The sequence below is a fragment of the Candidatus Frankia nodulisporulans genome (assembly GCF_902806475.1).
GTDB classification, from domain to species: Bacteria; Actinomycetota; Actinomycetes; order Frankiales; family Frankiaceae; genus Frankia; species Frankia umida.
Genome location: NZ_CADCWS010000013.1, coordinates 1 through 22,906 on the forward strand (window position 1 = coordinate 1; position 22,906 = coordinate 22,906).

The 22,906-nt window shown below is 69.2% G+C and carries 19 protein-coding genes and 4 tRNA genes; 18 read left to right on the forward strand and 5 right to left on the reverse strand.

Annotated features, from left to right (window positions below):
- Window positions 1-536: 536 nt before the first annotated feature.
- Together G6R24_RS02815 and htpX are read left to right on the forward strand one after the other, a co-directional pair.
- Window positions 537-1,514 (forward strand): Rossmann-like and DUF2520 domain-containing protein, encoded by a 978-nt coding sequence (locus G6R24_RS02815; RefSeq protein WP_163547610.1) that lies wholly within the window; start codon window positions 537-539, stop codon window positions 1,512-1,514.
- A gap of 162 nt (window positions 1,515-1,676) precedes the next feature.
- On the forward strand, window positions 1,677-2,552 hold the full coding sequence (gene htpX / locus G6R24_RS02820; protein ID WP_163547611.1) for a zinc metalloprotease HtpX: 876 nt from the start codon (window positions 1,677-1,679) through the stop codon (window positions 2,550-2,552).
- 241 nt (window positions 2,553-2,793) lie between these two features.
- Here htpX and G6R24_RS02825 read toward each other — a convergent pair whose 3' ends face one another.
- Entirely contained in the window at window positions 2,794-3,282 is a 489-nt protein-coding gene (locus tag G6R24_RS02825) for a YajQ family cyclic di-GMP-binding protein (RefSeq protein ID WP_163547612.1), read from the reverse strand.
- A gap of 139 nt (window positions 3,283-3,421) precedes the next feature.
- On the opposite strand from G6R24_RS02825, the gene G6R24_RS02830 reads away from it, so the two are divergent.
- A tRNA-Tyr gene (locus tag G6R24_RS02830) sits at window positions 3,422-3,506 on the forward strand.
- A 93-nt stretch (window positions 3,507-3,599) separates the two neighbouring features.
- Here G6R24_RS02830 and pyrE read toward each other — a convergent pair.
- On the reverse strand, window positions 3,600-4,130 hold the full coding sequence (gene pyrE, locus G6R24_RS02835; protein ID WP_163547613.1) for an orotate phosphoribosyltransferase: 531 nt from the start codon (window positions 4,128-4,130) through the stop codon (window positions 3,600-3,602).
- Window positions 4,131-4,172: 42 nt separating this feature from the next.
- Between pyrE and G6R24_RS02840 the strand changes: the two genes are divergently transcribed.
- Window positions 4,173-4,628, forward strand: a complete 456-nt coding sequence (locus tag G6R24_RS02840) for a gamma-glutamylcyclotransferase family protein (protein ID WP_163547614.1) — start codon at window positions 4,173-4,175, stop codon at window positions 4,626-4,628.
- A gap of 26 nt (window positions 4,629-4,654) precedes the next feature.
- Here G6R24_RS02840 and G6R24_RS02845 read toward each other — a convergent pair whose 3' ends face one another.
- Together G6R24_RS02845 and G6R24_RS02850 are read right to left on the reverse strand one after the other, a co-directional pair.
- Window positions 4,655-5,272: a DUF7144 family membrane protein gene (locus G6R24_RS02845; RefSeq protein ID WP_163547615.1), complete on the reverse strand. Its 618-nt coding sequence runs from the start codon at window positions 5,270-5,272 to the stop codon at window positions 4,655-4,657.
- A 236-nt stretch (window positions 5,273-5,508) separates the two neighbouring features.
- Window positions 5,509-6,840 (reverse strand): GH25 family lysozyme, encoded by a 1,332-nt coding sequence (locus tag G6R24_RS02850; RefSeq protein WP_163547616.1) that lies wholly within the window; start codon window positions 6,838-6,840, stop codon window positions 5,509-5,511.
- A 360-nt stretch (window positions 6,841-7,200) separates the two neighbouring features.
- Here G6R24_RS02850 and G6R24_RS02855 point away from each other — a divergent pair.
- The 5 genes from G6R24_RS02855 to G6R24_RS02875 all read left to right on the forward strand — a co-directional run bounded on the left by G6R24_RS02855 (window position 7,201) and on the right by G6R24_RS02875 (window position 8,864).
- A tRNA-Thr gene (locus G6R24_RS02855) sits at window positions 7,201-7,276 on the forward strand.
- Between the two features lie 98 nt (window positions 7,277-7,374).
- A tRNA-Met gene (locus G6R24_RS02860) sits at window positions 7,375-7,448 on the forward strand.
- 94 nt (window positions 7,449-7,542) lie between these two features.
- On the forward strand, window positions 7,543-7,707 hold the full coding sequence (gene rpmG / locus G6R24_RS02865) for a 50S ribosomal protein L33 (protein WP_009740545.1): 165 nt from the start codon (window positions 7,543-7,545) through the stop codon (window positions 7,705-7,707).
- A 201-nt stretch (window positions 7,708-7,908) separates the two neighbouring features.
- Entirely contained in the window at window positions 7,909-8,367 is a 459-nt protein-coding gene (locus G6R24_RS02870; protein WP_163547617.1) for an FAS1-like dehydratase domain-containing protein, read from the forward strand.
- A gap of 68 nt (window positions 8,368-8,435) precedes the next feature.
- Window positions 8,436-8,864 carry a MaoC family dehydratase gene (locus tag G6R24_RS02875; protein ID WP_163547649.1) on the forward strand — a complete coding sequence of 143 codons (429 nt, stop codon included), beginning with the start codon at window positions 8,436-8,438 and terminating at the stop codon, window positions 8,862-8,864.
- Between the two features lie 11 nt (window positions 8,865-8,875).
- Here G6R24_RS02875 and G6R24_RS02880 read toward each other — a convergent pair whose 3' ends face one another.
- Window positions 8,876-10,075, reverse strand: a complete 1,200-nt coding sequence (locus G6R24_RS02880; RefSeq protein WP_163547618.1) for a pyridoxal phosphate-dependent aminotransferase — start codon at window positions 10,073-10,075, stop codon at window positions 8,876-8,878.
- Window positions 10,076-10,381: 306 nt separating this feature from the next.
- On the opposite strand from G6R24_RS02880, the gene G6R24_RS02885 reads away from it, so the two are divergent.
- The 9 genes from G6R24_RS02885 (at window position 10,382) to G6R24_RS02925 (ending at window position 22,741) form a co-directional block, all read left to right on the forward strand.
- Window positions 10,382-10,454: transfer RNA gene (locus G6R24_RS02885), tRNA-Trp, on the forward strand.
- Window positions 10,455-10,579: 125 nt separating this feature from the next.
- Window positions 10,580-10,750 carry a preprotein translocase subunit SecE gene (secE, locus tag G6R24_RS02890; protein WP_225438050.1) on the forward strand — a complete coding sequence of 57 codons (171 nt, stop codon included), beginning with the start codon at window positions 10,580-10,582 and terminating at the stop codon, window positions 10,748-10,750.
- A 127-nt stretch (window positions 10,751-10,877) separates the two neighbouring features.
- Window positions 10,878-11,669 carry a transcription termination/antitermination protein NusG gene (gene nusG / locus G6R24_RS02895; RefSeq protein WP_163547620.1) on the forward strand — a complete coding sequence of 264 codons (792 nt, stop codon included), beginning with the start codon at window positions 10,878-10,880 and terminating at the stop codon, window positions 11,667-11,669.
- Between the two features lie 53 nt (window positions 11,670-11,722).
- Window positions 11,723-12,157 carry a 50S ribosomal protein L11 gene (rplK, locus tag G6R24_RS02900; protein ID WP_163547621.1) on the forward strand — a complete coding sequence of 145 codons (435 nt, stop codon included), beginning with the start codon at window positions 11,723-11,725 and terminating at the stop codon, window positions 12,155-12,157.
- A gap of 103 nt (window positions 12,158-12,260) precedes the next feature.
- Entirely contained in the window at window positions 12,261-12,977 is a 717-nt protein-coding gene (gene rplA, locus G6R24_RS02905; protein WP_163547622.1) for a 50S ribosomal protein L1, read from the forward strand.
- Window positions 12,978-13,369: 392 nt separating this feature from the next.
- The gene (gene rplJ, locus G6R24_RS02910; RefSeq protein WP_163547623.1) at window positions 13,370-13,960 is read left to right on the forward strand and encodes a 50S ribosomal protein L10; all 591 of its coding nucleotides are present in this window, start codon (window positions 13,370-13,372) and stop codon (window positions 13,958-13,960) included.
- Window positions 13,961-14,086: 126 nt separating this feature from the next.
- Window positions 14,087-14,479 (forward strand): 50S ribosomal protein L7/L12, encoded by a 393-nt coding sequence (rplL, locus tag G6R24_RS02915; protein ID WP_163547624.1) that lies wholly within the window; start codon window positions 14,087-14,089, stop codon window positions 14,477-14,479.
- Between the two features lie 899 nt (window positions 14,480-15,378).
- A complete protein-coding gene (gene rpoB / locus G6R24_RS02920; RefSeq protein WP_163547625.1) occupies window positions 15,379-18,804 on the forward strand; it encodes a DNA-directed RNA polymerase subunit beta in 3,426 nt (1,141 codons plus the stop codon).
- A 46-nt stretch (window positions 18,805-18,850) separates the two neighbouring features.
- On the forward strand, window positions 18,851-22,741 hold the full coding sequence (locus G6R24_RS02925) for a DNA-directed RNA polymerase subunit beta' (RefSeq protein ID WP_163547626.1): 3,891 nt from the start codon (window positions 18,851-18,853) through the stop codon (window positions 22,739-22,741).
- The last annotated feature ends 165 nt before the right edge of the window (window positions 22,742-22,906 follow it).

Below are 22,906 nucleotides of genomic sequence, written 5' to 3' on the forward strand. Positions count from 1 at the left end.
ACTTCCGATGACCAACCATCCCTCAAACCTCCAAGGGATCATTTAACCTACGGCTATTGGTCCAGGGGGTGATTGGCTGTCGACTCTGTGTACGACTCTGTGTGCGTTTGCGTCCGTGTGCGTATGCGCACCCCGTTGTTCCGCCGCGGTGGTTCGTACGGGTGCGGCCGATGGTGCCGGGCCGAGACATCCGGCTGAGGGCTTCACCACTGCGGGAGGCTCACCCGTGTTGAGCCCGGCTCGGAACGTGACTACCGAGGTGCTCCGTGCACCACGTAACGTGCACTACCCACCGCGGGATCGGTTGGCCTGCGGACGCTTCACCGGCGCTCGCGATGACTCTGTGCCTGCGACTCACCATCCTTTGTAGCCGCCATGCGCGGGACGTGCGGAGGAAGGGCCGCTCCACCGAGCGTATCGGCCCAGGGCCTTGTGGCGGGCTGTCGTCCGGCCGACGTGGGTACCTCGCGGGGTCCACAGTGCCCTTGACGACAGTGGATCCGACACCTTGGTGGCGCTGGCGGGAGCATCGCGCCATGAGCTGTCGAACTTCTGCGTCGGACCCGATCAACACCCGTCTGGCCAGCGGTGACCTGGCCGGCGACGGCCCGGTCAGGGTGGGTCTGATCGGCGCCGGCCGGGCTGGCGTGGCGGTGGGGCACGCGTTGGCCGGGGTGGGGTACCCGGTGGTGGCGGTGGCCACGCGGACCGAGTCGTCCCGGGCCCGGGCGGCCCACCGGTTCGCCCAGGCGTGGACGGGCCCGGTGGCGCGGATCGCCAGCCGGCTACGGTCCGCCGACCTCCTGCTGATCGCCGTACCCGACGATGTGATTGCCCAGGTCACGGGTCGGCTGGTCGCTCTTGGCGCGGTCCGGGAGGGCCAGCTGATCGCGCATCTGAGCGGCCGGCACGGGCTTTCGGCGCTCGCCGCCGGACTGGGATGCGGTGCCCGGCGGGCCGCGCTGCACCCGATCATGACGCTGCCTGGAACTGGCGGAAAGAACGATTTCCATAGTTTTGTGGATGTTCCGTTTGGCGTCACCGCGGACGCCGAGGCGCTCGAGCCGGCCCGGCGCGTGGTGGCCGATCTGGGGGGTGTTCCGCTCGAGATCGCGGACGAAGGACGTGCGCAATATCACGCCGCGCTGGTGCTCGGGGGGAACTTTCTGGCCAGCCTGACCGGTGCCGCCCGGGACCTGCTCGGGGGGGTGGGCATCGACGATCCGGCCGCGGCGCTGGGCCCGCTGCTACGCGCGTCCCTGGACAACGCGCTGGCCGGTGGCTGGGCGGCGGCGACCGGACCGGTGCGGCGGGCCGACGTCGCCACGGTGCGCGCTCACCGCCAGGCGCTCGGCCGGGTCGATCCCGCCGTCGCCGAGGTGTACCGGGCGCTGGCCCTGTTCACCACGCACGAGCTGGGTGCGGCCGGAGCACTGGACGAGGCGCAGGTCACGCGGCTGCGGGCCGAACTGACCGAGGACGCCGATCCGTCCGACCGCTGTGGCCAGGGCTGAATCAGGGCTGGGGCTGGGGAGAAATCAGCCACATCGCCGATCGGACGGGCCGGGCCGGGGAACGTTGGTCCGGCGCCGCCACGTTGGTTCGGGTGCACAGCCGTCCGAGTGGGCCACCGCCGGCGGACGGATGTCGTCGCACAGGACGGACCACCGATCGCCATGCCACATCGCCACCTCAACGGCCTGAAGACCGCGCTGCTGCTCGGCGTGCTGTCCGCTGCCATCCTGCTGGTCGGCTCGCTGTTCGGTCGCGCTGGCCTGCTCGTCGCGCTGTTCCTCGCCCTCGCGATGAACGGCGTGTCCTTCTTCTACTCCGACCGCATCGCGCTGCGGGCGATGAGCGCCTATCCGGTCACCCAGGTCGAGCAGCCGCGGCTCTACGCCATCGTCGGCGATCTCGCCCGGCAGGCCCGGATGCCGATGCCGCGGCTCTACCTGAGCCCTACCGGCGCGCCCAACGCCTTCGCCACCGGTCGTGGTCCGCGCAAGGCGGCCGTCTGCTGCACCGAAGGCATCATGGAACTCATGGACGACCGGGAGCTTCGCGGCGTCCTGGGACATGAACTCAGCCATGTGTACAACCGGGACATCCTTATCGCCTCCGTGGCCGGAGCATTGGCCAGTATTATCGTGTACCTGGCCAACATGGCCCAGTTCCTGGCCATCTTCGGTGGCGGTCGCAGTGACGAGAACGGGCCCGGAATGTTCGAGCTGCTCCTGCTGATGATCCTGGGTCCGGTCGCCGCGACGATCATCCAGTTGGCAATCAGCAGGGCGCGTGAGTACCAGGCGGACGAGTCCGGGGCGACGCTCACCGGCGACCCCCTCGGGTTGGCGAACGCGCTGCGCAAACTGGAGGCGGGTACCGCCGCCCGGCCGCTCGCGCCGACCTCCCGGGTGGGTCCGGCGGCCGCGCTGATGATTGCGAACCCGTTCCGCGGCGGTGGCGTCGCCAAGCTGTTCTCGACGCATCCGCCCATGAACGAACGAATCGCGCGACTGGAGCAGATGTCCCGCATGAATCCGTATCGGTGACCCGGCCGGCTGGTTACGTTGTTGCCTGTCGTGGTGTCGCGGGTTTACGGATGAGGATTCGGAGTAATATTTCCCTGCGTGGCCAGGCGCACGGGTGGCGGTCGCCGCCCGTGCGCCCCTGACCGCGGCGGAGCACACCCCCCAGGTTCCGCCGCAGGCACCCCGCCCGATCCCCCCATCGGGCGGGGTGCGCCGTTTCCACGGTCGCTGGCGCCACCGCCGTCGGCGAGGCCAGGCCCGCTCAGCGGTAGTTGACGAACTGGAGCGGGACCTCGAAGTCCTCGCCCTTGAGCAGCGCGATGACCCGCTGCAGGTCGTCCCGCTTCTTGCCGGTCACCCGCAGTTGGTCGCCCTGGATCTGGGCCTGCACGCCCTTGGGTCCGTCGGTGCGGATCTTCTTGGCGATCGCGCGGGCCTTCTCCTCGGACAGGCCCTGCTGCACGGTCACGGGCAGGCGGAACTCCTTGCCCGAGGCCTTCGGCTCGTCGAACGTCAGCGCCTTGAGGGAGATGCCGCGCTTGACGAACTTCTCCTGCAGGACGTCGAGGATCGCCTTCACTCGCTCGTCCGTGTTCGCTACCAGCAGAATTGACTCGCCGGACAGCTCCGCGGACGCGCCGGTGTCCCGGAAGTCGAAGCGGGTCCTGATCTCCTTGGCCGTCTGGTTGACCGCGTTGTCGATTTCCTGGGCGTCAACTTTGCTGACGATGTCAAAGGACGGGTCGGCCACGGGTGCGGGCCTCCTGTTCGGTGCGAGATGCGGACGGATGGCGCGGCGACTACGCGCCGTAATGATCAGAAGACGGGGTGGCGGTTGCGGCCAGCCCGCGCCCCGATGCTCCGTCGGGACCGGTATGCTCGTCCACGACGGCAGGTTGCCCGAGCGGCCAAAGGGAGCGGTCTGTAAAACCGCCGGCTCAGCCTACGATGGTTCGAATCCATCACCTGCCACCACCCCCGGTGCAGCCCGGATCAGCTGCGACACAGGCCCTGGAGACTCCTCCGGGGCCTGTCGCATGTCAGCGCGGGCGATGACGCGCCCGTCGGTCAGCCGGCGGCGGCATCGAGGTCGGCCCGGGTCAACAGCGGGCGCAGCTGCAGGCCGAGTTCCGCGAGGCGCTCGCGGCCGCCCTCGGAACGGTCGATGACGCACACCACATCCGTGACGATCGCGCCCTCGGCCCGCAACACCCGGGTGGCGTCCAGCACCGCGCCGCCGGAGGTCACCACGTCCTCGACGAGGACGACGTGCCGGCCGGCCACCGCGCCGCCCTCGGCCGTGCGCATGGTGCCGTACTCCTTGGCCTTCTTGCGCACGAAGCGGGTCGGCAGGCCGGTGCGCTGGGAGAGCAGCGTCGCCAGCGGAACGCCACCGAGCTCCAGACCCGCGAGGACCTCGGCACCCGGCGGCAGCAGGCCGACCATCTGGTCGACGATGGCGGCCAGCAGCGCCGGATCCGCCTCGAAGAGGTACTTGTCGAAGTACTCGGTGCTCGTCCGACCGGAGCGCAGCAGGAAGGTGCCGGTCAGGTGGGAGGCGGTCCGAACCTGGGCGGCCAGCGTGGCGTCGTCACTCACGTTCGAGCACTGTAGTGCGTCGGACCCGGCTAGCGTGATCTCATGTCCGCGCCCGCCGCCGAACGCCCACCGTTGTTCGTGTACGGGACCCTGATGTTCGCCGAGGTGCTGACCGTCCTGCTCGACCGGGTCCCGCGGATCGAGCCCGCGGTCGTCGCCGGCTGGCGGGCGGCCAGCCTGCCGGGACGCCGCTACCCCGGGCTGGTCCCCGACCCGGCGGCACGCACGTCCGGGCGGCTGCTGCTGGGGTTGGCCGAGGCGGAGATGGCCGTCCTCGACGCGTTCGAGGGCGCACCCTACGAGGTTGGCCCGCTCGTCCTGGTGGACGGGCGGGCCGTGTCCGCCTACCTGTGGCGGGACCTCTCGGTGGCGTCCACCTCGGTCTGGGACCCGCGGGTCTTCGCCGAGCGTCACCTCGAGGGCTATGCGCGTCGGTGCGTGGCCTGGCGGGCCGGGCTCACGCTCGATCAGCTCCCCCAGCTCGGCCAGGTTCGGTAGCCGCTCCCGGGGCTCACCTGCCGGGGCTACCGGGGCTGGTGGCCGCCTGGGCCGCCGTAGCCGGGCTGGTCGGTCTGGCCACCATAGCCGGGGGGCTGGCCGTAGCCGGGCGGCGCCGTGGTGCCGGGGGCAGCGGGTGCGGTCGTCGCGTGTTCGGCGGGTCGTCCGGCGCCGGTGGCACGGCCGGTGGGAGTGCTGACGCCTGGGCGGTCACTCGGGTACGGCTGGCCGTAGCCATCGCGTGCGGGTACCTGCTCGTGGGTGAGGAGCGCGTAGATCACCAGAACGTCGATGGCGATGATCACGACCGACCACACCGGGAAGGCAGCCATGTAGGCGAGCTGCCCGATGGCGTTGATGGAAGCGATCACCACACCCGCCCACCGGGCGATGTCGTTGCGGGCGTAGATGCCGTAGGCGATCACCATCTCCACGATGCCGATACACAGGAACAGCCAGCCCCAGAAGTGCCGGTCGGCGTACAGCACGTTGATGTCGCCGGTGGACAGGTTGTTCACGATCACGGTGTAGTCGCGCAGGGATGCGATGCCGTAGATCAGGTTGTGGAATCCGACGATGAACATGATCACGGCGGCGAAGGTGAGCCATCCACTTCGTGGGAACGCCGCCCGGTTTCCTGCCATCTGGTCCTCCCGTTGCCCGCCGGTACACGCATGGCCGGTGACCGCCGGACCCCGTAGTGGGCGGACAGGTGGGGACGGCGGGCGCGACCTGACGGTCGCGGCGGGTCGAAGCCCGCACCATGCGGTCCGGCGACGTCCTGGTAGTCACTGGTAGTCAGACAACTACCGTCCGCCGCTTCCTTGCGATACCCACCGTCCACGAACGTCATCCCCGCGCACCGTCATTCGGGTGCGGCTCAGGGGCCCGGGGGGAGCTGGGAGACCTGGCCGGTCGCCGCGTCCCAGCGCAGCCGGCCGCGTTCGAAGGTGCTCTGCCGGCCGCCGGGCACGGAGTACTCGTCCGAGGTGGGCAGGCCCAACGGCGAACCCGAACCACCAAGGCCGAGATAGGTCGACAGGATGCGGCCGTGGACCTCGTGGGCGCCGGTCGCCGGCCCCCAGTAGATCCAGCCACCCTGGAACCGGGCCTGCTGCCCGCCGGGCGCGGTCGCGGTCTCGACGTCGCTGACAGGACGGCCCAGGAAGCTGTTCGAACCACCGAGGCCGAGGTACTTCGAGGAGATCGGCCCGTACAGCGCGTGCACGCCGGTGGCGACCGACCAGAACTCCAGGCCGTTGGCGTACTGCTGCCAGCGGCCACCCCCACCGGCCTGGTTCTCCACCCCGACCGGGGCGCCGAGCGCCAGGGCGGTGAGCCCGGCGCCGGCGTGCCACTTCTGGATCTCGCTGCGGGTGCCGTCCGCCAGGGTGGCGAGCGTGGCCGGGGTGCAGCACAGGACGTCCTGGTCCACCTGGCTCGCGATGCCCGCCACGGTGCCGGTCGCGCTGTACTGCCACACCGCCCAACCGGGCCACCCGCCGGGGATGGTGTTGGGGGTCGCCCTGTCGTTGTGGTTCGCGAACCACAACGGGTACCTGGTGAACTCCCGGGTGTTGGCCATCCGGTCGGTCCAGAACCACTGGCTGCTGTAGACCATCGGCACCCGTCCGGTCTCGGACTCCACCTCCTCCAGGAACGCCCTGGTCCACGCGGCGAGCGGGCTGGGGCCTAGCCCGCCGGTCTCCTCGAGGTCCAGCGCCGGCGGGAGGAAGCCCGCGGCCTGGGCCGGGCCGATCGCCGCGACGAAGTGCTTCGCCTGCTCGACGGCGGTCCCCAGCGAGGCGGACGGCCGGGCGTAGTGGAAGGCGCCGACGGCGAGGCCGGCCTTCGCCGCCGCGTCCCGGTCGCCGGCGTAGTACTTGTTCGTGTACTGGCTGTCCTCGGTGGCCTTGATGTACACGAAGCTCACGCCGGCGGCGTGCACGGCGTTCCAGTCGATCGCGGCGCCGTAGGGGTGCTGCCAGGAGGAGATGTCCACGCCCCGTGGCCACAGCGGCGAGGGGCCGGCGGCCTGCGCGACACCGACGGTGGCCGCCACGGTCAGGGTGGCGGCGGTCAGACTGGCGGCGGTGATTCTCGCGGCGGTGATTCTCGCTACAGGGAGCAGTCGGCGTGGCAGGGGGATGGCGAGCGCGGTCCGGGCGGTGTGTGGGCGGTCAGACCGACCGGGACGCGGCATGAGACGCATGGGCAACCCTCGATGCTCGGGAGGCAACGGTGCGGTGGCTCGAAAGCCGGTCCGGTTGCGTCCGGGCAGGGACGCAGCACCAGACGGCCCACACGCTAAGCATTAAGAGAGTTACTTACAGCTATCTAAGTCAAGGGGATCTGGATTGGTGGCTACGGAGCGTTTTAACTTCCTGGCAAATCGCCATCATCTGGGCCGTCGCGGGTGGCGGGTCGGGCGCGGCGGCGCGCCCACGGGCGAAGGGGGGGGAAGGGGAGATCTGCGGGCGAACGCCCGACGCGCGGGGGTGCGGACGAACGAACAGGGGGTGGGTCGCCCACCAGCGCCCAGCGTCGTGTAATCTGAGCACCGCGACTTCGCGCCCCTTTAGCTCAGTCGGCAGAGCGTCTCCATGGTAAGGAGAAGGTCTACGGTTCGATTCCGTAAAGGGGCTCCACGTACCAGCCTTTGGGTGGGTTCGTGTCCGGGTTGAGCGGTTCCGCCGGTTCGCCTGGGTAAGCTGGTCCGGTCCCCGATCGGTCGGGTGGCTATCCTGGCGGTGTAGCTCAGTCTGGCAGAGCAAGCGGCTCATAATCGCTGTGTCGCCGGTTCAAGTCCGGCCACCGCTACTCCAGGGTGCGGCAGGCCGCGCCCTTTCTGGGCTCGCGGCCTGCCGCGACGCTCGACCAGTTCTGCAGTCGACTTAGGAAGAGGCATCACGCCGTGGCCGCCACTGACGTTCGCCCGAAGATCACCATGGCGTGCCAGGTGTGCAAGCATCGGAACTACATCACGCGCAAGAACCGGCGTAACGACCCGGATCGTCTTGAGCTGAAGAAGTTCTGCCCCAACTGCGGCAAGCACACCGAGCACCGCGAAACCCGCTAGATCCGCCGCTGTCGGGCATGTCCCGACATCTGGCGCCGTTCCACCGCAGCCGGCCAGGCCTCCCACCTGGCCGGCTGTTCGGCGTGCCGGGCGTGCCGGGGCGTGACCGGCCGACGGTGAGTGGGGTCCGGGCGGCGGGGCGGGGTCGCGTGGTGGGATAGGGCGTCTCGTTCCCGCACCGTGTCCAGAAACGGAGCTGTGATGCCGCTCAACCAGGACTTCGTCGGGCGGTGTTTCGTCGCCGAGGTGCCCTTCCAGGTCGGGCGCGAGCACATCCGGAAGTTCGCCCGGGCCGTCGGTGACGACAACCCGCTGTACCACGACGTGGCAGCGGCCAGGGCCGCCGGCTTCGCCGACCTCGTCGCCCCGCCGACGTTCCTGATCAACGCGATGCCCGGGACGCTGGGCCTGCCCACCGACGACCCGGCGCTCGGCCTCGACTACACCCTCGTCGTCCATGGCGAGCAGCGTTTCCAGCTGCACCGTCCGGTGGTCGCCGGGGACGAGCTGGTCACGTCGTCGACGCTGACCAGCATCCGGGCCGTGGGCCGCAACGAGCTGCTGGTGACCACGTACCAGTACGAGACGACCGGCGGCGAGCAGGTCGCCACCGGCATCTGCACCCTGGTGTCCCGCGGGACCGCCGCGCCGCGCGGATGAGCGCGTCACCGGCGGTGGACGGCAGGGCGGGCGAGACAGCGGTGGGGGAGACAGCGGTGGGGGAGACGATGACGGCGATGATCGGCTATGACGATGTCGAGGTCGGCACCGAACTTCCGGAGCGGCTGTTCCCGCTGCGCCGGGCCGATCTGGTCCGGTACGCGGGGGCGTCCGGCGACTTCAACCCCATCCACTGGAGCGATCGGGCGGCCGCCGAGGCGGGTCTGCCCGGGGTGATCGCGCACGGGATGCTCACGATGGCCACCGCCGCACGCCTGGTCACCGACTGGATCGGTGACCCGCGGGCGCTGGTGGAGATCGGGGTGAAGTTCTCCTCGCCGGTCGTCGTGCCCGACGACGACGAGGGGGCCACGGTGTCCGTGCGCGGGGTGGTGGAGAAGAAGCTCGACGGCAACCGGGTAGTGGTGAACCTCACCACCCGGTGCCGGGGCGAGAAGGTGCTGATGGCCTCGCGGGCCACCGTCCGACTGCCCTGAGCTGGCCGCAGCTAGTCGAGTTCGGCGAGCAGGGCGCCCACCCGGTCCACGCCCTTGACCAGGTCGTCGTCGCTGAGCGCGTAGGACAGGCGGGCGAAGCCCGGGGTTCCGAACGCCTCACCGGGGACGATCGCCACACCCACCTCCTCGAGGATGAGCTGGCACAGCTGTGCGCTGGACGTCGGAGTCTTCCCCCGCAGCGGACGGCCCAGCACCGCCTGCAGCGACGGGTAGCAGTAGAACGCGCCCTGCGGCACCGGGCAGCGCACCCCGGGGATCTCGCTCAGCATGCGGTGCATGGTCAGCCGGCGCCGGTCGAAGGCGGTGCGCATCGTGGCGACCGCGTCCAGCGGGCCGGTGACGGCGGCGAGCGCGGCGGCCTGGGCGACGTTCGAGACGTTCGAGGTGGCATGCGACTGGAGGTTCGTCGCGGCGCTGATGACGTCGGTGGGGCCGATCAGCCAGCCGACCCGCCAACCGGTCATCGCGTAGGTCTTGGCGACGCCGTTGACGATGACGCACCGCTGCGCCAGATCCGGGACCTCGGCGAGGATCGAGGAGAACCGGGCCTCGCCGTAGACGAGGTGCTCGTAGATCTCGTCGGCCAGCACCCAGATGCCGGTCCGGGCCGCCCACTCGCCGATCGCGCGGACCTCCTCGGGGGTGTGCACCGCACCGGTGGGGTTCGAGGGCGAACAGAACAGCAGCACCTTCGTGCGCTCCGTGCGGGCCGCCTCCAGCTGTTCGACGGTGACTCGGTAGTCGGCGTCGGGGCCGGTCACGACCTCGACCGGGACGCCGCCCGCGAGCCGGATCGACTCGGGATAGGTCGTCCAGTACGGCGCGGGCAGCAGCACCTCGTCACCCGGGTCGAGCAGCGTCGCGAACGCCTCGTAGACAGCCTGCTTACCGCCGTTGGTGATCAGAACCTGGCTCGGTGTCACCGTGACGCCGGAGTCGCGCCGGGTCTTCTCGGCGACCGCCGTGCGCAGCTCCGGCAACCCGCCCGACGGCGTGTAGCGGTGCATCCTGGGTTCGTGGCATGCGCGTTCGGCGGCGGCGACGATGTGCTCCGGAGTCGGGAAGTCCGGTTCGCCCGCGCCGAAGACAACGATGTCCTGTCCGGCGGCCTGCATCGCCTTCGCCGTCGCGTCCACGGCGAGCGTGGCGGACGGGGCGATGGCGCCGATGCGGCGTGAGATCCTGCTCATGGCACCTATGCTGCCATGGTGGCGGTGGGGGTCGACCGAGCACGCGGGGCCGGGCTCCCGGTCCACTTGGGTCGGTCCACACCACCCCACAGGTCCCGCTCCGGGCGTGTCCGGGCAGGTCGGTGCGCGGGTCGACCGGGTCGACCGGGTCCTGCGCGGTTGGCGTTCGTGGTGTTCGGCCGCGCAGGGGGTATGCTCGATCCGCCCGGGCACCCATTCCGGTGACCGGCCCGCAGCTCGAACCGTGCGTTACGGTAGGAGCGCCTCATGTGCGGGGCGGTGGCGGCGGGGGTCAGGGAGTGTTCTAGGGGCGTGGCTCAATTGGTAGAGCACCGGTCTCCAAAACCGGCGGTTGCAGGTTCGAGTCCTGTCGCCCCTGCGCTGTTCGACGGTCTGGTTGGTTCGGCGACTGAGTGGGTGGAGTGAGTGGCGACCGATACCCGTGACGCGGCACCGCGTCCGAGGGGGGCCACGCGTGCCGCGACTCGGCGTCGTTACCGGCCCGTGCAGTTCATCCGCGAGGTCATGGCGGAGCTCCGGAAGGTGGTCTACCCGGGGCGGAGCGAGCTTGTCACCTACGTGGCGGTGGTGCTGATCTTCGTCACCGTGGTGACGGCCTTCGTGGCCAGCCTCGACTTCGGGCTGACGAAGGCGATCCTCGCGATCTTCGGCTGACGGGGCTGCTCGGCTGGCGGTTGCCTGACGCCGGGTCGGCGACCGCTCGCCCGCACCATGCCCGCGCAGCGTCCCGCTGGCGCGGAGTCAGAGCACCAGAAGCGTTCACGAGAAAAGGATCGCCCGCGTGTCCCAGTCCCCCGAGCACGCCTCCTCCGAGCAGGGGGAAGCCCTCGCCCGTCTCGATCCCCTGGCGGCGTTCGAGCGGGACGAGGTGGCGAGCACGGACGCCGGCGCCGAGCCCGACGAGCTCCCGGGCGACCAGGCGTCCGATGCCGAGCCCGCATCGCAGGAGCCGTCCGCGGGCTCCCCCTCGACCGTCGTCCCCGAAGAGGAGGACGAGGTCGACGAGGCGGAGCTGCTGCTTCGCGCGATCGAGGACGCACCGGGCGAGTGGTATGTCGTGCACTCCTACGCGGGCTACGAGAACAAGGTCAAGACGAACCTCGAGACCCGGATCTCCAGCCTCAACATGGAGGACTACATCTTCCAGATCGAGGTGCCGACCGAAGAGGTCCCGGTCGTCAAGAACGGCAAGCGGCAGATGGTCCTGCAGAAGAAGTACCCGGGGTACATCTACGTCCGGATGGACCTGACCGACCAGTCCTGGTCGGCGGTGCGTAACACGCCGGGTGTGACCGGGTTCGTCGGGCTGACCAACCGGCCGTCGCCGCTGCGCCGGGAAGAGGTGCAGTCGATCCTCGCGCCGCCGGCGCCGAAGGAGAAGAAGGTCGAGACCGTCCGGGTCCAGGAGTACGAGGTCGGAGAGTCGGTCACCGTCATGGACGGCCCCTTCGCCACGCTCCCAGCTACCATCAGCGAGATCAACCTTGACGCTCAGCGGTTGAAGGTGCTGGTCTCGATCTTCGGTCGGGAGACTCCCGTCGAGCTCCAGTTCAACCAGGTGGCGAAGATCTGACCATCCGGTCCGCGTAACCCGAAAGCCAGCAGCCCCGGCAGGAAGACGAGCACATGCCGCCCAAGAAGAAGAAGATCACCGCGATCATCAAGCTCCAGATCAACGCGGGCAAGGCCACTCCGGCTCCGCCGGTCGGCCCCGCGCTGGGCCAGCACGGTGTGAACATCATGGAGTTCTGCAAGCAGTACAACGTGGCCACCGAGTCGCAGACCGGCAATGTCGTGCCGGTCGAGATCACCGTGTACGAGGACCGCTCGTTCACCTTCGTCACCAAGACCCCGCCGGCCGCGAGGCTCATCCTCAAGGCCGCCGGCGTCGACAAGGGCAGCGGTACCCCGCACCGGGACAAGGTCGCCAAGCTGACGCCCGCCCAGGTGCGTGAGATCGCGCAGACCAAGATGCCCGACCTCAACGCGACGACGATCGAGGCCGCGGAGAAGATCATCGCGGGGACCGCCCGCTCGATGGGGATCACCGTCGGCGACTAGTTCGCCGTCACCACCTCCCCGCACGACCGATCCAACGCCGTGGGAGGGCGTACGGGCGACCGTGGCGTCGTCCGGCCGTCCGCCGGCACCACGAGGAGACAGCATGAAGCGCAGCAAGGCATACCGCACCGCAGCGGAGAAGATCAACCCGGATAACCTGTACAGCCCGCTGGAGGCCGTCCGGCTGGCGCAGGAGACCTCCACCACCAAGTACGACGCGACCGTCGAGGTCGCGATCCGGCTCGGCGTCGACCCGCGCAAGGCCGACCAGATGGTCCGCGGCACCGTCAACCTCCCGCACGGCACCGGCAAGTCGCCGCGGGTCGCGGTGTTCGCCGCCGGTGAGAAGGCCGCCGAGGCCACCGCCGCCGGCGCCGACATCGTCGGCAGTGACGACCTGGTCGCCCGGATCCAGGAGGGCTTCCTGGACTTCGACGCCACCGTCGCCACGCCCGACCAGATGGCCAAGGTCGGCCGGATCGCCCGCATCCTGGGCCCGCGTGGCCTGATGCCGAACCCGAAGACCGGCACGGTCACCCTGGACATCGGCAAGGCCGTGTCCGACATCAAGGGCGGTAAGATCAACTTCCGCGTCGACAAGCAGGGCAACCTGCACATCGTCGTCGGCAAGACGAGCTTCACCGACGCCCAGCTGATCGAGAACTACACGGCGGCGATCGACGAGATCGTTCGGGTCAAGCCGTCGGCGGCGAAGGGCCGGTACCTCAGGAAGATCACCTTCGCCACCACGATGGGCCCCGGCATCCCGGTCGACCCGAACCGCGTTCGCAACCTGCTCGAGGACGCGGTCACCGCCTGATCCTCGGCGCCCCCGCATTCCTGCCCACCAGCCCGGACCAGCGCACCTGGTCCGGGCTGGTGGCATGTCGGGGCCCGGGCTCGGGCCCGGCGGCATGTCGCGTACACTGAACGACGATCACAGTTTTTCCACCGAAGACCGCTGGTCGCCGTCGTCCTCCACGGCGCGTGGGGCATCACGAACGCCCCTCGCACGCTGTGGCTGGGTCGACAGCCGAAGGCCCCGATCATTGTGGGCGGCCCGCGTAGGTGACGGTCAGCGAAGGACTGCGGTAGCCCATGGACGAGGCTCCGCGCCCATCACGCCCCGTGCGCCTGCGCCGGGGCGTTCGTCGTTTCCGGGGCTGCGCGGATGGTTGAACGGATGACCGGCGCACATCCTGAAGGAGCCCCATGGCGAAAGCTGAGAAGACCGCCGCGGTGGCGGAGATCGCCGAGGACTTCCGTTCCTCGACAGCCGCGGTGCTCACCGAGTACCGCGGTCTCACGGTCAGCCAGCTCACCGAGCTGCGGCGTGCCCTTGGTACGGGTACCCGCTACGCGGTCGTCAAGAACACCCTCACCAAGATCGCGGCGAACCAGGCTGGCGTCACCGGGCTCGACGAGCTGTTCGTCGGTCCGACCGCCGTCGCCTTCGTCAGCGGTGACCCGGTCGTGGCCGCGAAGGGCCTGCGTGACTTCGCGAAGGCCAACCCGGCGCTGGTCGTCAAGGGCGGTGTCGTCGAAGGGCGGCCGCTGAGCGCCGAGGAGATCCGCAAGCTTGCCGACGTCGAGTCCCGTGAGGTGCTGCTGGCGAAGCTGGCCGGCGCCATGAAGGGCTCGCTGTCCGGCGCGGTCGGCCTGTTCGCCGCCCCGCTGTCGCAGGTCGCCCGACTGGCCGAGGCGCTGCGCGAGCAGCGGGCGAGCGAGGCCCCGGCGGTCGAGACCGAGGCCGCCCCGGCGGCCGAGGGCGAGACCGAGCCGGCCGCCGTCGCCGCCGAGTGACGTCCGCACCACCAGGCTGAACCCGTACCACCCCCCGAGACAGACGCCGGACGCCGCCCTGGCCGCATCAGGCCGGGCATCGGCGCTGGCGCCGAGTAACAGACCGATCAGGAAGGAACCGCCATCATGGCGAAGCTGTCCACCGAAGAGCTGCTGGACGCGTTCAAGGAACTGACCCTGCTCGAGCTCTCCGAGTTCGTGAAGCAGTTCGAGGAGACCTTCGGCGTCACCGCCGCGGCGCCGGTCGCCGTCGCCGCGGCCCCGGCTGCCGGTGGCGCGGGCGGCGACGCCGCGGCCGTCGAGGAGCAGGACGAGTTCGACGTGATCCTCGAGTCCGTCGGCGACAAGAAGATCCAGGTCATCAAGGAGGTGCGCGCGCTGACCAGCCTCGGCCTCAAGGAGGCCAAGGACCTCGTCGACGGCGCGCCGAAGCCTGTCCTGGAGAAGGTCGCCAAGGAGGCCGCGGAGAAGGCCAAGGCGGCCCTCGAGGGCGCCGGGGCGAGCGTCACCGTCAAGTAGTTCCGACGGGCGCCTGGGCGCCCGGCGTAGCACCTGTGACCGTGGGCCGGGACACCTCCGAGGTGTCCCGGCCCACGGCATGTGCGGCGGCGGAAATGCCCGGATGCACTGCTACGTAAGGGCTTGGGCAGGTCGGGCTGTTCGTGACGTTTTCCCGAGGGGGGTTGACTGCCTCAGTGGATCGGGGTTCCATCATGTCGCGAACACTCGTCGGGAAGCAGATGCGGTGAGCTACGTTCCCTACGCGCGGTTGATCCGCGCCTGGCCTTGCCAGCGGTGTGCCTGTCGGCTACACTGCTAGTTTGCGCTGCCCTTTTCGTTGCATCGGTTCCGTTGACGTCGGTTCCCGGGCGAGGTCGGGCTCTCCAGTGGGGGTCTGGTCCATGCCGCCGGGTGGCCCCGGTTGCTCGCCAGAGCCATGTCTGCGGCGGATTCCGGTTCGACGTGAAGGCGCGCTGCCGTGCTGGTGCCTGGCACGGCTTCTAGCAGCCACACCGAGGAACCCAACGCCCGTGCACCGACCCGTTGTTCTCAGCGGACCCAGGCGTCGCCGCGCGCTCGCGCCGCGACGGCCCTTCGGCGTGCCCGCAGTCAGCCGAACGCCAGCCGCACCGACCGGGTGCGACTTCGCGGGCCGATGGACCAGGAACCGACGGATCCCGCTGCGGGACGGGGGTTTACTCCGACCGCGTGACCGGTCGCCGAGTCAGTGGCCAGTCGGCCGGCGACCCCGCGACGTTCGTCCCGCGAGAGACGTCCCGCGGTCATCCTCTCACCGGCGGGGCACCCCCGCCGCCGTTCCCGACAACCGTAGCGAGACACTGATCACCTGACCACCCCCGACGGATCCTTGACGTCCGCGACGCCAGCCCGACGATCAGGCCACCGGAAGGACCACCTTGGCCGCCTCGCGCTCTTCCTCCCGCATCTCGTTCGCTAAGATCATTGAGCCCCTTGAGGTCCCGGACCTCCTTGCTCTTCAGACGCAGTCCTTTGATTGGCTGATCGGCAGTGACGCCTGGGCGGAGCGGGTTCAGGAGGCCATCGACTCGGGTCGGGACGATGTTCCGATCACCTCCGGTCTGGAGGAGGTCTTCGAGGAGATCTCCCCGATCGAGGACTTCTCGGGCTCCATGTCCCTGTCCTTCCGGGACCACCGGTTCGAGCCGCCCAAGTACTCCGTGGAGGAGTGCAAGGACAAGGACATGACCTTCTCGGCCCCGTTGTTCGTGACGGCCGAGTTCACCAACAACACCACCGGTGAGATCAAGAGCCAGACGGTGTTCATGGGCGACTTCCCGCTCATGACCCCCAAGGGCACCTTCGTGATCAACGGCACCGAGCGCGTGGTGGTCAGCCAGCTCGTCCGGTCCCCTGGTGTGTACTTCGAGCGCAGCCTCGACAAAGCCTCCGACAAGGACCTATACTCCTGCAAGGTGATCCCGTCCCGCGGGGCCTGGCTCGAGTTCGAGATCGACAAGCGCGACACCGTCGGCGTCCGCATCGACCGCAAGCGCCGCCAGTCCGTCACCGTGCTGCTCAAGGCGCTCGGCTGGGACGAGGCGCGCATCCTGGAGCGCTTCGGCGACTTCCCGTCGATGCGGGTCACCCTGGAGAAGGACCACACGGCCAGCCAGGATGACGCGCTGCTCGACATCTATCGCAAGCTGCGCCCTGGCGAGCCGCCGACGCGGGAGTCGGCGCAGACCCTGCTGGAGAACCTCTTCTTCAACCCGAAGCGCTACGACCTGGCCAAGGTCGGCCGTTACAAGGTGAACAAGAAGCTCTCCCTCGAGGTGACCCACGACATCGGCGTCCTCACCGAGGATGACATCGTGCGCACGATCGAGTACGTCGTCAAGCTGCACGCGGGTGCGGACCCGGCCGACTACGAGGTCGACGACATCGACCACTTCGGCAACCGGCGGCTGCGCACGGTCGGCGAGCTCATCCAGAACCAGGTCCGGCTGGGCCTGGCCCGCATGGAGCGGGTCGTGCGCGAGCGGATGACCACGCAGGACGTCGAGGCGATCACGCCGCAGACGCTGATCAACATCCGGCCGGTCGTCGCCTCCATCAAGGAGTTCTTCGGCACCAGCCAGCTCTCGCAGTTCATGGACCAGACCAATCCGCTGGCCGGTCTGACCCACAAGCGCCGCCTGTCGGCGTTGGGCCCGGGTGGTCTGTCCCGCGAGCGCGCCGGCTTCGAGGTCCGCGACGTGCACCCCAGCCACTACGGCCGGATGTGCCCGATCGAGACGCCGGAAGGCCCGAACATCGGTCTGATCGGCTCGCTGTCGACCTTCGCCCGGGTCAACCCGTTCGGGTTCGTCGAGACGCCGTACCGCAAGGTCGTCAACGGCCAGGTCATCGACCAGATCGACTACCTGACCGCGGACGAGGAGGACCGGCACGTCAAGGCGCAGGCCAACACGCCGCTGCAGCCCGACGGCACGTTCGCCGAGGACCGCGTCCTGGTCCGCCGTAAGGGCGGTGAGGTCGAGTTCATCCCGCCGGACGAGGTCGACTACATGGACGTCTCGCCGCGGCAGATGGTGTCCGTGGCCACGGCCATGATCCCCTTCCTCGAGCACGACGACGCCAACCGCGCGCTGATGGGCTCGAACATGCAGCGCCAGTCGGTGCCGCTGCTGCGTTCCGAGGCGCCGCTGGTCGGCACCGGGATGGAGGCCCGCGCGGCCAAGGACGCCGGCGACGTGATCGTCGCGGGCCAGGCCGGCGTGGTCGAGGACCTCTCGGCCGACTACATCACCGTCATGCACGACGACGGCACCCGGCGCACCTACCGGCTGGCCAAGTTCCGCCGCTCCAACCAGGGCACCTGCATCAACCAGAAGCCGATCGTGAACGAGGGCGATCGGATCGAGGCCGGTCAGGTCATCGCGGACGGCCCGTGCACCGACAACGGTGAGATGGCGCTCGGCAAGAACATGCTGGTCGCCTTCATGCCGTGGGAGGGGCACAACTACGAGGACGCGATCATCCTGTCGCAGCGCCTCGTGCAGGACGACGTGCTCTCCTCGATCCACATCGAGGAGCACGAGGTCGACGCCCGCGACACCAAGCTCGGCCCGGAGGAGATCACCCGGGACATCCCGAACGTCGCCGAGGAGGTCCTGGCCGACCTCGACGAGCGCGGGATCATCCGGATCGGTGCCGACGTGCAGACCGGGGACGTCCTGGTCGGCAAGGTCACCCCGAAGGGCGAGACCGAGCTGACCCCGGAGGAGCGGCTGCTGCGCGCGATCTTCGGGGAGAAGGCCCGGGAGGTCCGGGACACCTCGCTGAAGGTGCCGCACGGCGAGTCCGGCAAGGTCATCGGCGTGCGGGTGTTCTCCCGCGAGGACGGCGACGAGCTGCCCCCCGGCGTCAACGAACTGGTCCGGGTGTACGTCGCCCAGAAGCGCAAGATCACCGACGGTGACAAGCTCGCCGGCCGGCACGGCAACAAGGGTGTCATCGCCAAGATCCTGCCCGCCGAGGACATGCCCTTCCTCGAGGACGGCACCCCGGTCGACGTGGTGCTCAACCCGCACGGCGTGCCGCGACGGATGAACATCGGCCAGATCCTGGAGACCCACCTCGGCTGGGTCGCCAAGACCGGCTGGCAGGTCGACGCCGGCACCGAGGGGTGGAAGGAGCGGCTACGCGGCATCGGCGCCGACGCCGCCCCACCCGGGACGAACGTGTCGACCCCGGTCTTCGACGGTGCCCGCGAGGAGGAGATCACCGGTCTGCTCGACTCGACGCTGCCCAACCGGGACGGCGTCCAGCTGATCGGCTCCTCCGGCAAGGCCACGCTGTTCGACGGTCGCACCGGCGAGCCCTACCCGTACCCGGTCGCGGTCGGCTACATCTACATCCTCAAGCTGCTCCACCTGGTCGACGACAAGATCCACGCCCGGTCGACCGGCCCCTACTCCATGATCACCCAGCAGCCCCTGGGTGGTAAGGCGCAGTTCGGTGGCCAGCGCTTCGGTGAGATGGAGGTGTGGGCGCTGGAGGCGTACGGCGCCGCCTACGCCCTCCAGGAACTGCTGACCATCAAGTCCGACGACGTCGTGGGCCGGGTCAAGGTCTACGAGGCGATCGTCAAGGGCGAGAACATTCCGGAACCCGGCATCCCGGAGTCGTTCAAGGTGCTCATCAAGGAGATGCAGTCGCTGTGCCTCAATGTCGAGGTGCTCTCGAGCGACGGCGTGCAGATCGAGATGCGCGACACCGACGAGGACGTCTTCCGTGCGGCGGAGGAACTCGGGATCGACCTGTCCCGGCGTGAGCCGAGCAGCGTCGAGGAAGTCTGACCGACTCCCTGCGTCCCGACCGAGATAGAGAGAGCAGGCGACAGTCTTGCTGGACGTCAACTTCTTCGATGAGCTGCGCATCGGTCTTGCCACTGCGGACGACATCCGCCAGTGGTCGCACGGCGAGGTCAAGAAGCCGGAAACCATCAACTACCGCACCCTGAAGCCGGAGAAGGACGGGCTCTTCTGCGAGAAGATCTTCGGTCCGACCCGGGACTGGGAGTGCTACTGCGGTAAGTACAAGCGGGTCCGGTTCAAGGGCATCATCTGCGAGCGCTGTGGCGTCGAGGTGACCCGGGCCAAGGTCCGTCGTGAGCGGATGGGGCACATCGAGCTCGCCGCCCCGGTCACCCACATCTGGTACTTCAAGGGTGTGCCGAGCCGGCTGGGCTACCTGCTGGACCTGGCGCCGAAGGACCTCGAGAAGGTCATCTACTTCGCCGCCTACATGATCACCAAGGTCGACACGGAGGCGCGGCACCGCGACCTGCCCACCCTCGAGGCCCGCATCGGCGTCGAGAAGCAGCAGCTCGAGGACCGCAAGAACGCCGAGGTCGAGAGCCGGCAGAAGCGGCTGGAGGCCGACCTGGCCCAGCTCGAGTCCGAGGGCGCCAAGGGCGACGCGCGGCGCAAGGTCCGCGAGTCGGCCGAGCGCGAGATGCGCCAGATCCGCGACCGCTCGCAGCGCAAGATCGACGACCTTGACCGGGTCTTCGACCGCTTCAAGAACATGAAGGTCCAGGACCTGGAGCCGGACGAGCTGCTCTACCGCGAGCTGCGCGACCGGTTCGGCCAGTACTTCGACGGCGGCATGGGTGCCGAGGCGCTGCAGCGTCGGCTGGCCGACTTCGACCTGGCCGCCGAGGCGGACTCGCTGCGCGAGACCATCCGCAGCGGCAAGGGCCAGAAGAAGGCCCGCGCGCTCAAGCGGCTCAAGGTCGTCTCCGCGTTCCTGATCACCCGCAACTCGCCCATGGGCATGGTGCTCGACTGCGTTCCGGTGATCCCGCCGGACCTGCGGCCGATGGTGCAGCTCGACGGTGGCCGCTTCGCGACCTCCGACCTCAACGACCTGTACCGCCGGGTGATCAACCGGAACAACCGGCTCAAGCGGCTGCTGGACCTCGGCGCGCCCGAGATCATCGTGAACAACGAGAAGCGGATGCTGCAGGAGGCCGTCGACGCGCTGTTCGACAACGGCCGCCGCGGCCGCCCGGTCACCGGCCCCGGTAACCGTCCGTTGAAGTCGCTGTCCGACATGCTCAAGGGCAAGCAGGGCCGGTTCCGTCAGAACCTGCTCGGCAAGCGCGTCGACTACTCCGGCCGTTCGGTCATCGTGGTCGGCCCGCAGCTCAAGCTGCACCAGTGCGGTCTGCCCAAGCAGATGGCGCTCGAACTGTTCAAGCCGTTCGTGATGAAGCGTCTGGTGGACCTCAACCACGCGCAGAACATCAAGTCCGCCAAGCGGATGGTGGAGCGGGCCCGCCCCGTGGTCTGGGACGTGCTCGAGGAGGTCATCACCGAGCACCCGGTGCTGCTCAACCGGGCGCCGACCCTGCACCGCCTGGGCATCCAGGCCTTCGAGCCACAGCTGGTCGAGGGCAAGGCCATCCAGATCCACCCGCTGGTCTGCACCGCGTTCAACGCCGACTTCGACGGCGACCAGATGGCGGTGCACCTGCCGCTGTCCGCCGAGGCGCAGGCCGAGGCACGCATCCTGATGCTCTCGAGCAACAACATCCTCTCGCCGGCATCCGGGCGTCCGCTGGCCATGCCGTCCCTGGACATGGTCACCGGTGTGTTCCACCTGTCGACCCTGAGCGAGGGCGCGATCGGCGAGGGACGGTCGTTCTCGTCCGTCGCCGAGGCGCAGATGGCCTACGACGCGAAGGATGTCGCGCTGCAGGCCCGGATCAACGTCCGGCTGCGCGACACCACCCCGCCGGCCGAGTGGACGCCGCCGGCGGACTGGATCACCGGGGACGTGTTCACCCTGGAGACCACGTTCGGCCGCTGCCTGCTCAACGAGGCGCTGCCGGAGGGCTACCCCTTCATCAACGAGCAGCTGAACAAGAAGGCCCAGGCCGCGATCGTCAACGACCTGGCCGAGCGGTACCCGAAGATCCAGGTCGCGGCGACGCTGGACGCCCTCAAGAGCGCCGGCTTCTACTGGGCGACCCGCTCCGGGGTCACCGTCGCCATCGAGGACGTCGTCGCGCCGCCGAACAAGGCCGAGATCCTCGACGACTACGAGCAGCGCGCCGACCGGGTGCAGAAGCAGTTCGACCGCGGCTTCCTGTCCGACGAGGAGCGCCGTAGCGAACTGGTCCAGATCTGGACCGAGGCGACCAACAAGATCGCCGAGGCGATGGAGGCGAACTTCCCGAAGACCAACCCGGTCTACGTGCTGGTCAACTCCGGAGCCGCCGGAAACATGATGCAGATCCGGCAGCTCGCCGGCATGCGTGGTCTGGTCTCCAACCCCAAGGGCGAGATCATCCCGCGGCCGATCAAGGCGAACTTCCGCGAGGGTCTCACCGTGGTCGAGTACTTCATCTCGACCCACGGTGCCCGTAAGGGTCTGGCCGACACGGCCCTGCGCACCGCCGACTCCGGCTACCTGACCCGCCGGTTGGTCGACGTCAGCCAGGACGTCATCGTCCGCGAGGAGGACTGCGGCACCGAGCGCGGCATCCTCACCCGGATCGCCAGCCGCGGCGCCGACGGCACCCTGGTACGCGACCGTTACGCCGAGACCTCGGCCTACGCGCGCACGCTCGCCTCCGACGCCGTCGACGAGCACGGTGAGATCATCGTGCCCGCCGGTACCGACGCCGGCGACGTCGCGATCGGCCAGATCATCGAGGCCGGCATCGAGAACGTCCGGGTCCGCTCCGCCCTGACCTGCGAGTCGCGGATGGGTGTGTGCGCCCAGTGCTACGGCCGGTCGCTGGCCACCGGCAAGCTGGTCGACGTCGGCGAGGCCGTCGGCATCGTCGCCGCCCAGTCGATCGGTGAGCCCGGCACCCAGCTCACGATGCGTACCTTCCACTCGGGTGGCGTCGCCGGTGACGACATCACCCAGGGTCTGCCGCGTGTCGTCGAGCTGTTCGAGGCCCGTAGCCCCAAGGGCAAGGCCCCGATCACCGAGGTCTCCGGCCGGGTGAAGATCGAGGAGACCGAGAAGACCTTCAAGGTCGTGGTCGTCCCCGACGACGGCAGCGAGGAGATCGCCTACCCGGTGTCGCGCCGCTCCCGGCTGCGCGTGCGCGAGGGCGATCGCATCGAGGTCGGCAACCAGGTCGTCGACGGTGCCGTCGACCCGCACGAGGTGCTGCGCATCCTCGGCCCGCGCCAGGTCCAGCTCCACCTGGTCGAGCAGGTCCAGGAGGTGTACCGCTCGCAGGGTGTGTCGATCCACGACAAGCACATCGAGATCATCATCCGCCAGATGCTCAAGCGGGTGAACGTGCTCGAGTCCGGCGAGACCGCGCTGCTGCCCGGTGAGCTGTGCGAGCGGGCCCGGTTCGAGTCGGAGAACCGCCGGGTGGTGGAGATCGGCGGTCAGCCGGCCTCGGCCCGTCCGGTGCTGATGGGTATCACCAAGGCGTCGCTGGCCACCGAGTCGTGGCTGTCGGCGGCCTCCTTCCAGGAGACGACCCGGGTGCTCACCGACGCGGCGATCAACGCGCGCTCGGACTCGCTCGTCGGTCTGAAGGAGAACGTCATCATCGGAAAGCTGATCCCGGCTGGTACCGGCATCTCCCGGTACCGCAACATCCGGGTGGAGCCGACCGAGGAGGCACGGGCGGCGATGTACTCCGTCGGGGCCTACGAGGACGCCGGCAGTGTCGAGTACGGCGCCTTCGGGACCGGCTCGGGCCAGGCCGTTCCGCTCGACGAGTTCGACTACCGCAGCTCCGGCGACTTCCGCTGACCCGCTGATCCGACGCGCCGGGTGGTTCGCTACCGCGCGCGTCGGTCGACGGTGCTGTGACCGGCGGCCCGGTTCTCTCCCCGGAGGGAACCGGGCCGCCGTCGTCATGTGGTGGGAAGCCGTCCCGTGGTGGGAGGGGAAGTGGGAGGGGAACAGGAGTGAGGA

Coding starts and splice junctions, on each gene's coding strand:
- G6R24_RS02880 (WP_163547618.1), bottom strand. CDS start 10,075: ATGAGCAGGATCTCACGCCGCATCGGCGCCATCGCCCCGTCCGCCACG.
- G6R24_RS02850 (WP_163547616.1), bottom strand. CDS start 6,840: ATGCGTCTCATGCCGCGTCCCGGTCGGTCTGACCGCCCACACACCGCC.
- G6R24_RS02845 (WP_163547615.1), bottom strand. CDS start 5,272: ATGGCAGGAAACCGGGCGGCGTTCCCACGAAGTGGATGGCTCACCTTC.
- G6R24_RS02875 (WP_163547649.1), top strand. CDS start 8,436: ATGACGGCGATGATCGGCTATGACGATGTCGAGGTCGGCACCGAACTT.
- G6R24_RS02840 (WP_163547614.1), top strand. CDS start 4,173: ATGTCCGCGCCCGCCGCCGAACGCCCACCGTTGTTCGTGTACGGGACC.
- G6R24_RS02870 (WP_163547617.1), top strand. CDS start 7,909: ATGCCGCTCAACCAGGACTTCGTCGGGCGGTGTTTCGTCGCCGAGGTG.
- rplA (WP_163547622.1), top strand. CDS start 12,261: ATGAAGCGCAGCAAGGCATACCGCACCGCAGCGGAGAAGATCAACCCG.
- G6R24_RS02815 (WP_163547610.1), top strand. CDS start 537: ATGAGCTGTCGAACTTCTGCGTCGGACCCGATCAACACCCGTCTGGCC.
- rplL (WP_163547624.1), top strand. CDS start 14,087: ATGGCGAAGCTGTCCACCGAAGAGCTGCTGGACGCGTTCAAGGAACTG.
- rplK (WP_163547621.1), top strand. CDS start 11,723: ATGCCGCCCAAGAAGAAGAAGATCACCGCGATCATCAAGCTCCAGATC.
- rplJ (WP_163547623.1), top strand. CDS start 13,370: ATGGCGAAAGCTGAGAAGACCGCCGCGGTGGCGGAGATCGCCGAGGAC.
- htpX (WP_163547611.1), top strand. CDS start 1,677: ATGCCACATCGCCACCTCAACGGCCTGAAGACCGCGCTGCTGCTCGGC.